Source organism: Thermocoleostomius sinensis A174 (assembly GCF_026802175.1).
Lineage (GTDB): Bacteria > Cyanobacteriota > Cyanobacteriia > Elainellales > Elainellaceae > Thermocoleostomius > Thermocoleostomius sinensis.
In genome coordinates this window covers 466197-479582 of record NZ_CP113797.1, presented here as the reverse complement: position 1 = coordinate 479582, position 13386 = coordinate 466197, and the positions used below count along the sequence as shown (strand labels likewise).

Annotated in this window: 11 protein-coding genes; 9 read left to right on the top strand and 2 right to left on the bottom strand. The window is 50.0% G+C overall.

The features are described 5' to 3' along the window. The first annotated feature begins 65 nt into the window (after positions 1–65). From OXH18_RS02020 to OXH18_RS01995, 6 genes are all read left to right on the top strand, one after another. On the top strand, positions 66–827 hold the full coding sequence (locus OXH18_RS02020) for a peptidylprolyl isomerase (protein ID WP_268610751.1): 762 nt from the start codon (positions 66–68) through the stop codon (positions 825–827). After that, on the top strand, positions 824–3352 hold the full coding sequence (locus tag OXH18_RS02015) for a type I secretion system permease/ATPase (protein ID WP_268610750.1): 2529 nt from the start codon (positions 824–826) through the stop codon (positions 3350–3352). Before OXH18_RS02020 ends, OXH18_RS02015 begins: the two co-directional genes overlap by 4 nt. A 44-nt stretch (positions 3353–3396) precedes the next feature. Continuing rightward, entirely contained in the window at positions 3397–4302 is a 906-nt protein-coding gene (locus tag OXH18_RS02010) for a heme-dependent oxidative N-demethylase family protein (RefSeq protein ID WP_268610749.1), read from the top strand. A 142-nt stretch (positions 4303–4444) separates the two neighbouring features. Beyond that, entirely contained in the window at positions 4445–5260 is an 816-nt protein-coding gene (locus OXH18_RS02005) for an inositol monophosphatase family protein (protein ID WP_268610748.1), read from the top strand. A gap of 192 nt (positions 5261–5452) precedes the next feature. Beyond that, the gene (locus OXH18_RS02000; protein ID WP_268610747.1) at positions 5453–5791 is read left to right on the top strand and encodes a DUF4168 domain-containing protein; all 339 of its coding nucleotides are present in this window, start codon (positions 5453–5455) and stop codon (positions 5789–5791) included. Next, complete coding sequence (locus OXH18_RS01995) at positions 5788–6768, top strand: carbohydrate kinase family protein (RefSeq protein WP_268610746.1); 981 nt, start codon at positions 5788–5790, stop codon at positions 6766–6768. Before OXH18_RS02000 ends, OXH18_RS01995 begins: the two co-directional genes overlap by 4 nt. A 211-nt stretch (positions 6769–6979) precedes the next feature. Here the strand turns inward: OXH18_RS01995 and OXH18_RS01990 are convergent, their stop codons facing one another. Continuing rightward, a complete protein-coding gene (locus OXH18_RS01990) occupies positions 6980–8029 on the bottom strand; it encodes a linear amide C-N hydrolase (RefSeq protein ID WP_268610745.1) in 1050 nt (349 codons plus the stop codon). A 238-nt stretch (positions 8030–8267) separates the two neighbouring features. On the opposite strand from OXH18_RS01990, the gene OXH18_RS01985 reads away from it, so the two are divergent. Next, positions 8268–9341: an EI24 domain-containing protein gene (locus OXH18_RS01985; RefSeq protein WP_268610744.1), complete on the top strand. Its 1074-nt coding sequence runs from the start codon at positions 8268–8270 to the stop codon at positions 9339–9341. Positions 9342–9356: 15 nt separating this feature from the next. Next, complete coding sequence (locus OXH18_RS01980) at positions 9357–10967, top strand: Hsp70 family protein (protein WP_268610743.1); 1611 nt, start codon at positions 9357–9359, stop codon at positions 10965–10967. Here the strand turns inward: OXH18_RS01980 and OXH18_RS01975 are convergent. Further along, positions 10959–11840 carry a methyltransferase domain-containing protein gene (locus OXH18_RS01975; protein WP_268610742.1) on the bottom strand — a complete coding sequence of 294 codons (882 nt, stop codon included), beginning with the start codon at positions 11838–11840 and terminating at the stop codon, positions 10959–10961. The two genes, OXH18_RS01980 and OXH18_RS01975, sit on opposite strands and share 9 nt — an antisense overlap. Positions 11841–11921: 81 nt before the next feature. Between OXH18_RS01975 and OXH18_RS01970 the strand changes: the two genes are divergently transcribed. Further along, positions 11922–13256, top strand: coding sequence for a TrkH family potassium uptake protein (locus OXH18_RS01970; RefSeq protein ID WP_268610741.1), 1335 nt, complete (start codon positions 11922–11924; stop codon positions 13254–13256). Positions 13257–13386 lie beyond the last annotated feature (130 nt).

Here is a 13386-nt window from a genome sequence, read left to right as displayed (position 1 = left end):
TTAAGATTGCACGTTGCCCTCTAGAGTTTGGGCATAATGGGGTTGCTGAAGTCCAAGTGTGATACATGTCCTCCGAAACTTTTCTGACAATTGACGAACAGCCCATTTCCATTGGGCAAGTGCTGAACTATTTGCAAGCTAGTCGCAAGCTGGATGCGTTTATTGGGGATATCGTGCGGCAGTTCGTCATTGAGCGTGCATTACAGTCACGAAGCGATTTAGAGGTAAATCCGGCGGTCATTGAGCAGGCGATCGTTGATTTTCGCTTACAAAATCAGTTGACCGATTCTGACGCGTTTCAAGAGTGGTTGACTGAAAATGCCTTAACCTATGAAGCATTCCATAACCAAATCTCACTAAGTTTTAAGTTTAAGCGACTCAAAGAAGTCGTGACAGAGTCGAAACTACAAGAATATTTTATTGAACGCAAAGTTTTTCTCGATCGGGTGGTACTGTCTCGAATTATCGTCACAGATAAGGAACTTGCTGACGAGTTGTACAGCCAACTCCAAGAGGGAGCATCGTTTGAACAGCTAGCCCGCGAGTATTCTATTACTGACGATAGAATCATGAACGGCATGGTGGGCCCCGTTAGCCGAGGCACAATGCCAGATATGCTACGATCGGCGGCTGATTTGGCAAAACCGGGTGATGTGGTGGGCCCACTCCATCTGGAAGATCGCTGGGGGCTATTTCGAGTAGAAGACGTGCTGCCGGCCTCGCTCGATCAGCCACAGCTTCAGCAGGGCTTACAAGATGAACTCTTTGAACAGTGGCTCGCTGAAAAAATGCAATCGTTACCCATCAAGCTACAAATAGGGGCATGATTACCAACGATCAACTCGTTCAGGTGGACTGGGATCAACCGCCGCTGGGCTGGCTGAATGCCAATCAGCAAGTGCAACTGAAAAATCAGGCTAACGCTCAAACCTATACGCTGGGCGAAATTATTTGGTCTACTGAATCAGCCAATGGCCAGTTCTTGATTGTAGCTGGCAAGGTGCGGCTTGTACCTGACGACGGCAAACCGATTGTGCTGGAACAAGGCGACTGGTTTGGGGATAGGCTGGAGTTAAGCGATCGCTGGAAAGCCCGGGCTGCTAGTAAGAAAGTCACAGTGTTGGCATGGAGTGCAGAAGCTTGGGCGGCTTACCACTCAGCAGAAATTCAGCAGTTCTGGGCATCGGTGCGATCGCGCTATCAGCCGAATTTTTCGACGGCTCCGCAACCTGTCTCCAGCTATCCCTTAGTAGCAGGCTTGAACACGGCCGCTGCTAGTCTCACCATGGTAGCGCAATATCTGGAAGCGCCAGCCCAGTTGGAATGGGTGCAACGACAACTACGGGGACAGCGCCCGAAAGATTTGATCAATGCAGGTGAAAAACTGGGTTTGCAACTGCGACGCTTGCTGATCGGTAACTGGCAGGATTTGCAGCGCATTACTTTCCCGGCAGTGCTTCAGTGGCAACAAGACGGGCATTGGGTGGTGGCCTATGGTGTGCGCGGCGATCGGCTAATTATTGGCGACCCCATGAATCTCGCTCAAACCTGCGAAAGTATGCCGCGATCGCTGGTGCAAGAATCGTGGGACGGGCAGCTATGGCAAGTGGAACTGATCGGCAAACAGGAACGGTTCAACCTCAGTTGGTTCCTGCCAGCGGTGTGGAAGTTCCGCACACTGTTAATAGAAGTGCTGCTGGCGTCGTTTACGCTGCAACTGCTGGGATTAGCTACTCCCGTGATCACTCAGGTGATCATCGATAAGGTGATGGTCAACAACAGCTTGGCTACCCTGGACGTGATGGCGATCGCTCTGTTAGGCACGGCGGTGTTTGAGGCGATCTTGGGCATGTTACGCATGTTCATCTTCACCCATACAACCAATCGGCTGGATATGGCACTGTCGGCGCAACTATTTCGCCATTTGCTGCGCTTGCCCTTATCCTACTTTGAAGCGCGACGGGTAGGCGATACGGTGGCCCGGGTGCAGGAGCTAGAAGAAATTCGCCAATTCCTGACTAGCACAGCGCTGACGGTGGTGCTCGACAGCATCTTCTCGGTGGTGTACTTGGGTATGATGGCGTACTACAACCTGAAGCTGACGGGGGTAGCGCTGGCGGTGATTCCTCTGTTTGCCGTCCTGACGTTGGTTTCAACGCCGATCTTGCGCAACTGGCTCAACGAAACCTTCAACCGCAGCGCCGATAGCCAGTCATTTTTGGTGGAAACCGTAACCGGCATTCACTCAGTCAAGGCACATGCCGCCGAAAAACCCACCCGCGATCGCTGGGAAGGGCTGTATGCTCGCTTTGTCCGCACCGGATTTCGTGCCACGACTACCGCCAATATTAGTAATCACATTGGCGATTTTCTCACCAGCTTTTCGGCCCTGCTGATTCTCTGGGTGGGGGCCCAGTTGGTGATTAAACAAGAACTGACGATCGGACAATTAGTGGCATTCCAGATGCTGTCAGGTCGCGTCACAGGGCCGCTGCTGCGGCTGATTCAACTGTGGCAAACCTTGCAGGAAGTGCTGCTGGCGGTCGATCGCATTGGCGATATTCTCAACACCGCTCCAGAAGCCGAACCGGGCACGGGCTTAACCTTGCCGCCTTTGCGAGGACAGGTTTCCTTCGATCGGGTCTTCTTCCGGTACAACGACGAGCAAGAGCCAATTTTGCGTGGCATTTCATTTGATGTGGAACCCGGTATGTTTGTCGGCATTGTTGGGCGCAGCGGTTCTGGCAAAAGCACGCTCTCTAAACTAATTCAGCGCTTGTATCCAGTCGAATCGGGACGGATCTTGATTGACGGTTTTGATGTCAAAAGCGCCGATTTGGCCTCGCTACGGCCGCAAATTGCGGTGGTGCTGCAAGAAGATTTCTTGTTTAATGGCACGATTCTAGAAAACATCACGCTGGGCAATCCCGATGTATCAGCCGAACAAGTCGTAGAAGCGGCACGCCTGGCCGTGGCCCATGATTTCATTTGCGATCTGCCGTATGGCTATGAGACCAATGTGGGCGAACGTGGCACGTCTCTATCGGGTGGTCAACGACAGCGGATTACCCTAGCGCGGTTGTTCCTGTCAGAGGCACCGATTCTGATTTTGGACGAAGCCACCAGCAGCCTCGATGCTGAAACCGAACAGCAGGTTTTGGAAAACCTGAAGCGCGTTTCGCAAAATCGCACTCTGTTTTTGATTGCCCACCGCTTTGCTCCCTTAAAACGAGCCGATTTGATCTTGACGATGGAAAAGGGCATGATTGTGGAACGGGGAACACACGATCGATTGCTTCAAGAAAAGGGCTTGTATTATTCGCTGTATCAACGACAGCAAGCAGCCGTTTAGGGACCAGGAAACCCAAGTTCCTTCATCGATGGCCAGCAACGGCAATGCAAAAACGGATCTATTTACCATTTGCCACAGCCCCTTGGCGGCTAAAAATGGGATTGAAGCCTCTGGAATTATGCGATTGGATAGAAATTGATCAAGAGTTCAAGGAATATCTCGATCGCAAAACCACGCTGTTGCAACATCATTACGCCGATGTGGTTGCTAGTTTGCCGCAGAGCCACGCCGGGCAACACGCTGTCTTAGAGGAATTGCTGAACTATTTACCACAGCAGTTTCCTACTCATTTTCAGCGACAGGGCAATCGCATCTATAATTTTGTGACCGGGCAGGTGTGGGAGATTGATGCCTTTGCCGATCGCCCCCTAGATTTAGCCGGACGACTGGTTCAAGAAGATTTATGCTTGATGCAGCCGGGTCCAGTGGGGTATGTGCTAACGGCTGGCTCTGTGTGTTTTCCTGCTTACTGGAGTTTATCCGAGAAACTGGGACATCCCTTGACCCACATTCATCACCCCGTCCCCGGCTATGCCGATCGCCTTGCCTGCTCAGTGGATCGGGTGTTTGATCGCCTGCGGATTGATGCGCCGTGTTATCGGCTCAACTGGAGCATTGTCAATACGCCAGAATTATGCTTAATCCGCCCATCTACTGCAACGCCTGCGCCTGTTCCCTCGCTGACCGTTGAAAATGCCGGGACGCAACTGTGGATTCGAGTAGAACGACAAACGCTGCGACGATTTGCGATCGCTGACACCATTCTGTTTACCATTCGTACCTATCTCTATCCCATGACAATCGTCGAGCAACAGCCCACCTTGGCCCAAGCACTGCTAACAGCCCTGCAACAAATGCCAGCCGCCATGCAGCATTACAAAAACTTCTCAGCCATTCAGCCTGTGTTGATGCCCTATCTTCGTCGCATTGTCGCCATGATAGCTCATTAAACCCCGTTTGCTCGATTATCAATCCTCGCTCCACACAACCCTCGAATGTTGTTAGATTTAGACCAATTTCGGGTTCTATCTGCGCTGCTACTTGTGATTTAAACGTATGCTGAGGAAGCAGTGAGTAAGCAAATGAACCTACATGAATTGGGACAAGATGTTGGGCGTTGCCGAAGAGATTACCGATCGCGTGGGGAAACAGCTTTTGCATGATTTTGGGCAAGCGCAAGCCACCACCAAGTCTGATGGTACATTAGTGACCCAATCGGACAAATGGGCCGATCGCACCATTCGAGAAGCCATTCTTCAGACCTTTCCCGAACACGGTGTTTTAAGTGAAGAAGTGGAGCATATTTTCCCAGCTACCGAGTGGTGCTGGATTATTGACCCGATCGATGGTACAACCAACTTTGCGCGCGGCATTCCGTTATGGGGCATTTCGATCGGTTTGTTATATCAGGGCACACCTGTTTTTGGTCATGTTGCCGTACCACCCTTGCAGCATTCGTTTCATGGATTTTGGTATGGTGACTCTGGGTTGACTGGCCCTACGGGTGCTTTTTTGAATCATCAACCCATTCACGCTAGTTCCGCCGAGCCGTCTGGCAATCAATTGTTTAATTTATGTGCTCGCAGCACGGGTGTTTTGTGTAACCCTAAACCGTTTCCTTGCAAAATTCGCATGTTAGGCAGTGCCAGCTATAATCTGCTGACCATTGCGGCGGGGGCGGCGTTAGGTGGTGTGGAAGCCACGCCCAAAATTTGGGACATTGCGGCGGTGTGGGCGATCGTGCAAGCCGCCGGGGCAACGTGGTATGCGCTGGATCGGGCTGCCATCTTTCCACTGCAACCCGGACAAAATTACCGGCAGCGATCGTATCCTACGTTAGTTGTTAACCGTCCTGAATTTGTCTCAATGTTTCTTCCTTGGGTTCAGTTTTTGGGAGAATCAATTTAATTCAATAATGTGCCTATGAATGATCCTTACGTTCGAACTATACCCTGGTTACGTCCTCAGTGGTTATGTTCTCAGTTAGTTAGGTGCCTACACTCCTGGCTGGAGGCTGGGTTAAGAGGTGTTGTTCTGCTTAGTCTAAGCCTGGTTCTATGGCTTGGGGTGGGCATGGGGACATCGGTTGCAGTGACTTTGATGGAAACTGACGCTTCTCCCATGCCAGAAACGATCGCCCCGAGTCGATCGGGTTTGGATGCAAACGCAATCTCGTCTGAAAAAATTAATCAGTTTGTGCATGCTTATTTACAAGTGGTGGCGTTAATTGAGCAACGAGAAAGCGATTTGCAAAGCACAGAAACTGAATCGGAATCGTTGCAAATGCAGCGAGAAATTCAGGCAGAAGCGCTGGAACTGATTGAGACAGAAGGGCTAACCCTACAAGAATATCTCCAGCTTTTGGGCTTAGCCAATATCGATCCAGAATTTGGTGAGCGGGTGGCCGCTCAATTGCAGGAGGCAGCAGAGGCAATATGACCCATCCGCAGGTGCTTTGTTTAGGTGAAATTCTCTGGGATTGCCTAGCAGATCAACCCACTCAATCGGTGGAACAGGTAGCATCGTGGACGCGCTATCCGGGTGGTGCGCCTGCAAATGTGGCTTGTGCGCTGGCTAAATTGGGCACGTTCTCAGGGTTCATTGGCTGTGTAGGCGAAGACGAAGCTGGGGAACAACTGATTGACTTATTGGAAAGAGTAGGGGTAGAAGGGGAAGGAATTCAGCGTCATAGCGCCCCAACGCGACAAATTGAAGTGTTGCGATCGACCACGGGAGAGCGGCAATTTGCAGGCTTTGGGGGCAGAAACACAACTGAGTTTGCTGATACCCATCTACAAGCCGATTTGCTACCAGTAGAGTTGTTTGCCCATGCTGATTATCTAGTGATGGGAACGTTGGGGTTAGCCTATCCCGAAACGCGCCAAGCGATGGAATATGCCCTTCAGTTGGCCGATCGTCACTATCTAAAATTGGTGGTAGATGTCAACTGGCGACCCATGTTTTGGCCCGATCCAGACATAGCGAAACCAATCATTCGCGATTTTATTCAAGAGATAGACTTCCTGAAACTGTCGCGGGAAGAGGCTGAGTGGTTGTTCGATACGGCTGACCCTAGCGCGATCGCGGATCGTCATGGCGATGTGGAAGGGGTCGTCATAACCGACGGAGGACAAGGTTGTACCTATGCGCTCAGTGGACAGGTCGGTCGCGTGGCCGCCTTTCCCGTTGCTGTAGTAGATACGACCGGAGCAGGAGATAGTTTTGTGGCAGGGTTGTTGCATCAACTACTGCAACAGGGGATTCCAGCCCTTAAGGATGCTGAAGCGGCTCAACAGATGATTGTTTATGCCAGTGCTGTTGGAGCCTTGACAACCACAAAGCCTGGAGCAATCGCGGCTCAACCTACAGCGGCTGAAGTCAAGGCCTTTTTAATGCAGCAGGGGTTAGGGGGTTAAGGAGTTGGCTTTGCCATGAGTGTCAGCCGTAAGGGCTGGAGATTATCGATGGAAATGCCTCTAGTCCCTCTGAAGACGGCAAACATAAAACATAGCCGAGGATCATAATTTCAGCATTACAACCTGCCTAGTTTTGGTGGGACAAGTTCTCATACCGATCAATCCTCGGCGCTTAACTTGATTTCTCTTGGTGCAAGGACGATCGCTCACGTCAGAGACCCTGAAATTTAAACGGCTCTGAACTGACAAATTCGGAAGACACCTCTCCTGCATAGACTTCTCCATTGGTAAGTCTGAGCACTCTGGAGCCGCTGTTTTCGCTAAAGTCAATTTTTTTCAGATCAACCCAAAAAGTGTTGGGAGTGACAGTCGTCTCAAAAAAATAAAGCAGATTTTTTTGATCGGCAACCACCCTCCATTGAGTCGTAGCCAGGTTTGGAAACCCTTCTATGGAGATGCCGTAGGGGACGGAGGTATTTCTAATGACACTAAATACACTGGCTGCGGCAATTCTAGGATCATCGGTTTGGGGAATGACATCAAGATAATAGCTAGCTCGAACAAACCGATCGGCAGCGCGATTTGTACCCGGCAGAAACATCGTTCCTGGAATATTTCGCCAGTAGTCATCAATGGCTAGTTGCTGCTCAAAGGGTGGATCGTTGGTCATCACCGTATACGAAGGGTCATGATGAATGACCAAGCGACCGTCAATGTATTCAAAGATGGCGCTATCGCCCGTGGCGTCTGAGATTGAGAGGTGTACGGTGGTAAATTTGTCAGTCCCAGGAATGAAATCGGTTACAATCACAAACTCTTCTCGTTCCAGGGCTTCAACCGCTTCGGCTACCGTTGCGAAATTGTCAAGCACGTACTGCGCCCATGCAGCAATTGTCAATCCGGGCCGATCGCCATTGGGATCAAAGGGTGGATACTCTGACTGAACCAGCCACAGTAAGTTGGCAACCAGTCCCTTCTCGTTCATCCCATCTGGAGTTCCGATATCCCAAGAACTGGCAATCACGCTTCCGTACTTTGAAGTCCATTCAAGCGAGTTTGGCCCGACTTCACCGTTGCGTTGCATCCCTCTAGGAAAAATCCATAGATTCGTAGGAATGTCCAGCGAGAAGTCCATCGTTCGTCCCGTTAAAACCGTATTGTTCGGCCCTCGATAGAGCACTCTGGTACAAGCTTCTGCGGTAGGGATGAATGCAGAAAGCTTCAACAAGACCAGGGCGACGATCGCCAAAGTCCTTTTCATCAGCGTATTCATATATCGACTCTGTAGAATTAGTACTCTATAGAATGCCAATTCCTGTAGGTTTTAGAGAGTATACTCCTACTCATCCCCTGAATTTCTACACTAGATAAAATAAAACCAAACATAAATTCATTTGTTGGGTTTTCGATGACTGCAAGTCCGGCGACGGTGAAGTGCAGCAGACACACTCGCGAAACTCCTTTCAATTCTGGCACCGCTTTAGGAGAGCCAATTCGCCATGAGTCAGCCATCTGTTCCTCAACGTTCCTTAACTTTGTTTGAGCGCGGCCCTGGCGGTCTGATAGTCGGAGCACTCTATCCGTTACAGGCACTGTGGCTATTACTGAAAACCCCGCGATTGCGACGCTATATCTTGATTCCCATTCTCATTAACTTGATTCTGGGAATGACAGTATATGCCGGATTGTTGATTGTTGGGTTGAACGCGATCGATCGGTTTTTAGCAGTTCTGCCAATCTGGATAGCTGAAATTTCTCAAGATCTTTCCAATACAGCTACGCGGTTGCCGTCAATCGACCTGCCCACGATACCGACTGACGCGCTACCGTTGCCATCATGGTTCATTCCCTCCAACTGGCATATTAATTTACCAACATGGGTGCCGTCGTTGCCCAATCTACCTCACTGGCCGTTTCAATGGCCACACTGGGCTATTTCTCTACCAAACTGGTTGACAACTTGGAATGTGCACTTGCCTCTTTGGCTCAAGGCGTTACCCGATTGGGGAGTTGCCGCGTTCATCTGGCTACTGCGGGGGCTATTAACCTTGGTGTTGCTGTTTGTCACCGGGTTTATTTTTCTGCAATTCGGTGTGTTACTGGGTGCACCTTGGTATGGCAAGTTGTCAGAGGAAATTGAAATGCTCCGAACCGGACAAATGGTGCTAATTGAGGTAAATCCAGCGGTTGAAATTGGGCGGGCTGTTTTTTATGAATTAAGAAAGCTGGGACTGACGATCGGCATTGGGCTTCCTATCTTACTGTTGGGGTTATTTTTAGGCCCGGGAACCGGAGTGGCGACGATCGGCGGCATTACCCTAGCAAGTATGATTACATGTCTAGACTTTTTAGATGCAGCGGTAGAGCGACGGCGTCCTTCCTTTCGCCAAAAGTTGGGCGTTGTGTTTCGCAGCCTACCCGCCAGTGCTTCGTTTGGGTTGGTATGCCTAGGGTTAGTCAGTATTCCCTTGGTGAACCTACTGGCAATTCCCGTCTGCGTCGCGGCTGGAACACTATTTTTCTGCGATCGGGTTCTCGCTTGGTTCCAACCTTCTGAGACAATAAACAGTTAATGTCAAAGCTTGTGTATGGTGTACGCGATCGATTTTGGAACCAGTAACACGGTTATTGGGCGCTGGAACCCAGTAACGCAACAGCCTGAAACGATATCATTGCTAGGACTATCGCTTCAGATGTCCAATAATCCGCCGTTAATTCCGAGCTTACTCTATGTAGAAGATGCCACCCATCAAGAGGTCATCGTAGGGCAAGCTGTTCGCGATCATGGATTGGATTTGGGCACAAACCCTCGCTTTTTTCGCAATTTTAAGCGCGGCATTGGCACAGATATTCAAGGATTTATGCCCGAACTGGATGGACAAACTGTCACCTTTGAGCAAGCGGGTCAGTGGTTTTTGCAAACGTTGATTCAGCAACTTCAATCGACTGATCCAAACGTAGATGCTCTGGTGTTCACCGTTCCGGTCGATAGTTTTGAAGCGTATCGCTTGTGGCTAACGCAACTTTGTAAGTCGTTGCAAGTAAACGAAGTCAGGTTATTAGATGAACCTACAGCGGCAGCCCTCGGCTATGGACTAGACAATCAGGGCACAATACTGGTGGTAGATTTTGGCGGTGGCACGCTGGATTTGTCGCTGGTGCGGCTAGAAGGCGATCGGCAATCTCAAGCTAATCAAGCTCAAGCCAAACCACTAGGATTTTTGCTGAAGTGGGGACAGAAGGTGCTAGAAGAATCGGCCCAGCGCCCTAAGCTGGCCAAAGTCATAGCCAAGGCCGGACAGAATTTAGGAGGAGCGGATATCGATAATTGGCTGGCAGATTACTTCCAGCAAACCCAAGCCGTTGCCATCACCCCTCTGACTTTGCGATTGGTGGAACGATTGAAAATTCAACTGTCGCAGCAATCAGAAGCCACCGAAGTCTACTTCAACGATGAAACCTTTGAAAGCTACGAACTACACCTCGATCGCGAGCGGTTAACTGCAATTCTGCAAGATCATCAGTTTTTCGATCGATTGAATGCCTCTATGTCGCAAGTGCTTCAGCAAGCTCAGCGACAGGGGCTGACCCCCGAAGCCATTGACGCGGTGTTATTAGTGGGCGGCACAACCCAGCTTCCCGCTGTACAGACCTGGATTGAGCAGTATTTTCCACTGGAAAAAATTCGTTCCCAAACGCCCTTTGAGGCGATCGCACACGGGGCACTGCAACTGGGGCAAGGCATGGAAGTGAAAGATTTTCTCTATCACAGCTATGGCATTCGCTTTTGGGACCGACGTAACCACTGTCACGGCTGGCATCCGATTATTCGGCAAGGTCAACCTTATCCCATGCTGCAACCTGTGGAATTGTTGCTAGGGGCATCGATGGAAAAACAGCCCAGTATTGAGCTTGTCATCGGGGAACTGGGCGAAGCAACCACCAGTACCGAGGTATATTTCGATGGCGATCGACTGGTGACTCGTACCTTATCGGCAGGAAAGTCTACGGTAAAACCACTGAACGACAGCCCAGACGCCCGTACCATTGCTCAACTGTCTCCCCCTGGATATCCAGGCAGCGATCGAATTCGAGTGCTATTCCGTATCGACGAAGATCGCTTTTTGCGAATCACTGTAGAGGATCTGCTGACGGCCCAAACGTTGGTAGACGATCGGGCGGTGGTGCAGTTAAGTTAGGGGAGGAGTGACGTCATGGGGTGACTTCTGCCCTGTCAGTAGTCCAAATTTCACTAGACCCCGCTCATAGCCTCGGCTCATGAGTCCTAGCGAAAGGGCAGCTTGAATGGTTGTCCAACCAGAGCGCAGCAGCCCTACGATCGCGGCGGGGGTGAAAGCAGAATCGATTACCACATTCCAGAACGGGGCTACGGCGACCGACCAGTCTGCCGTTTGGATCGATTGCAGTCCCAGATCTTGAGCGATCGCCTCGTACTCTGGTAATGAAATCACATAGGGTAAACAATAAACCCGATAAATAGTTTCCAGATGCTGCCGTTCATCCTGGGTGAGCGTGGGGTGGTGGGGCGGAGTTGCCGGGCGGTGACACCAGGTTGCCATCAAAAATCGACCACCTGGCTTCAAGACGCGATAGCACTCCTGCATGAATTTTCGTTTGTCAGGCATGTGTTCGCCACTTTCTAATGACCAAACGAAATCAAACGATGCATCGGCGAAGGGCATGTTTAAGGCATCGGCCACCAAAAACGTAGTGCGATCGCCCAATCCAGCGGCTTGCGATCGTTGCCTGGCTCGATTCGCCTGCACCGGACTCAAGGTAATGCCCGTTGCCCTAGCGTGAAATTTTTCAGCTAAATAGAGCGAACTGCCGCCGATGCCGCAGCCTACATCCAGAATATCAGTTGCTTGCTGTACCTCTGCCCAAGTCAGCAATTCCTCAATTAGGTCGATTTGGGCTTGTCGCCGCTCTTTGCGATCGGTTCCAGTTGCACCATAATACCCATGATGCATGTGCTCACCCCACACTTGCTCCCACAATTCAGAGGAAGCATCATAAAAGCGGCTGATTTGCTGTTGTAGAGTTAAGGTCATTAGCAATTTTCTTTGAAACAGGCTCTTTAAATTTCTTTATCATCTTCTCGTCCATTAAACCTCATCAAGTTAAACGAATTCATGACGGTTGCTCGCACGATTTGCTTAGGTTTCTTAGCAGTCATCACCGTTGGCACCCTGCTACTCTTGCTGCCCATTTCCCTAGCAGATGGCGCTTGGGGAAACTTCACCACCGCTTTATTCACGGCCACCTCGGCTGTTTGTGTTACAGGTCTAATTGTGGTTGATACTGGCACATACTTCTCGCCGTTTGGACAGCTTGTGATCCTGATTCTGATCCAGGTGGGGGGATTGGGCTACATGACGGCTACCACGTTTTTACTGTTGGTTTTAGGCGTGAAATTGGGACTACGAGACAAAATCGCCATTCAACAGTCGCTTGACCAAGCAGGCATGTCTGGGGTGGGGCAGTTGGTACAGTCAATTATTGCTGTAACACTGATTTTTGAGCTAACCGGCACATTCTTGATGATTCCTATATTTGCGGCGGACTATGGACTTCGTTCAGGAATTTGGCTCGCCCTGTTCCATAGCATTAGTGCCTTCAATAATGCCGGGTTTTCTCTGTTTCAAGACAATTTAATTGGCTACGCCACATCCGTTCCAATTAATCTAATTATTCCAGGCCTATTTATTTTTGGCGGCATTGGCTATCAAGTCAATATGCAACTGTATTTCTGGTTGCGCGATCGATTGAGACAGCGTCCCGTCCACAGTTCTTTCCCCCTCAACTTCAAAATTGTCACCAGCACGACGTTGTTCCTTTTGGTGGGTGGCACGTTCGCCTTCTTGCTAGTGGAGTTTGATAATCCAAGTACTTTCAGTTCTTTCAACTTGGGCGATCGGTTGCTGCTGGCTTGGTTTTTATCGGCAACTCCACGCACAGCTGGGTTCAATTCCATTGACTATGGACTGATGAGCGATGCGGGCCTGTTTATTACAATCGCCTTGATGTTTGTGGGTGGCAGTCCGGGAGGAACTGCTGGCGGCATCAAAACCACCACCCTCAGAATTTTGTTCGACTGTACCAAGGCGGTCTTGCGCGGGAAAGAAGAAGTGATTTCCTATCGGCGTGAAATTCCCATGACCTTGATTCTTAAGGCGATTGGGGTCGTCTTTGGTTCGGGAATGACCGTTGTCATTGCCACAACATTAATTGCCATCAGCGATCCTGATATTGAATTTATTCGCGTCTTTTTTGAAGCTGTCTCTGCCTTTGCCACAGTGGGCTTATCCACCGGCATCACTGCTAGTGTGTCTACCTTTGCCAAATTTGTGCTAATTATCACGATGTATGTAGGACGAGTTGGCATTCTGCTGCTGATGTCGGCAATTTTGGGTGATCCCAGTCCAACCGCCATTAACTACCCAGAAGAGAATTTGCTAATCGGTTAAAATTTCATGACATTTTTTGGCATTAACAGGAATGAATGCATCAACCGAGTTGGGCTAGTTTCTTGATACTTTAGAAGAGCAGGCTGCCTCACACTGATTTTTCTCAGCATTGAATCAATGCCGCAGACCG

What these genes read in the sequence shown, in the direction of transcription:
- OXH18_RS02020 (WP_268610751.1), top strand. Translation starts at nt 66, where the DNA reads ATGTCCTCCGAAACTTTTCTGACAATTGACGAACAGCCCATTTCCATT.
- OXH18_RS02015 (WP_268610750.1), top strand. Translation starts at nt 824, where the DNA reads ATGATTACCAACGATCAACTCGTTCAGGTGGACTGGGATCAACCGCCG.
- OXH18_RS02010 (WP_268610749.1), top strand. Translation starts at nt 3,397, where the DNA reads ATGCAAAAACGGATCTATTTACCATTTGCCACAGCCCCTTGGCGGCTA.
- OXH18_RS02005 (WP_268610748.1), top strand. Translation starts at nt 4,445, where the DNA reads ATGAATTGGGACAAGATGTTGGGCGTTGCCGAAGAGATTACCGATCGC.
- OXH18_RS02000 (WP_268610747.1), top strand. Translation starts at nt 5,453, where the DNA reads ATGGAAACTGACGCTTCTCCCATGCCAGAAACGATCGCCCCGAGTCGA.
- OXH18_RS01995 (WP_268610746.1), top strand. Translation starts at nt 5,788, where the DNA reads ATGACCCATCCGCAGGTGCTTTGTTTAGGTGAAATTCTCTGGGATTGC.
- OXH18_RS01990 (WP_268610745.1), bottom strand. Translation starts at nt 8,029, where the DNA reads ATGAAAAGGACTTTGGCGATCGTCGCCCTGGTCTTGTTGAAGCTTTCT.
- OXH18_RS01985 (WP_268610744.1), top strand. Translation starts at nt 8,268, where the DNA reads ATGAGTCAGCCATCTGTTCCTCAACGTTCCTTAACTTTGTTTGAGCGC.
- OXH18_RS01980 (WP_268610743.1), top strand. Translation starts at nt 9,357, where the DNA reads ATGGTGTACGCGATCGATTTTGGAACCAGTAACACGGTTATTGGGCGC.
- OXH18_RS01975 (WP_268610742.1), bottom strand. Translation starts at nt 11,840, where the DNA reads ATGACCTTAACTCTACAACAGCAAATCAGCCGCTTTTATGATGCTTCC.
- OXH18_RS01970 (WP_268610741.1), top strand. Translation starts at nt 11,922, where the DNA reads ATGACGGTTGCTCGCACGATTTGCTTAGGTTTCTTAGCAGTCATCACC.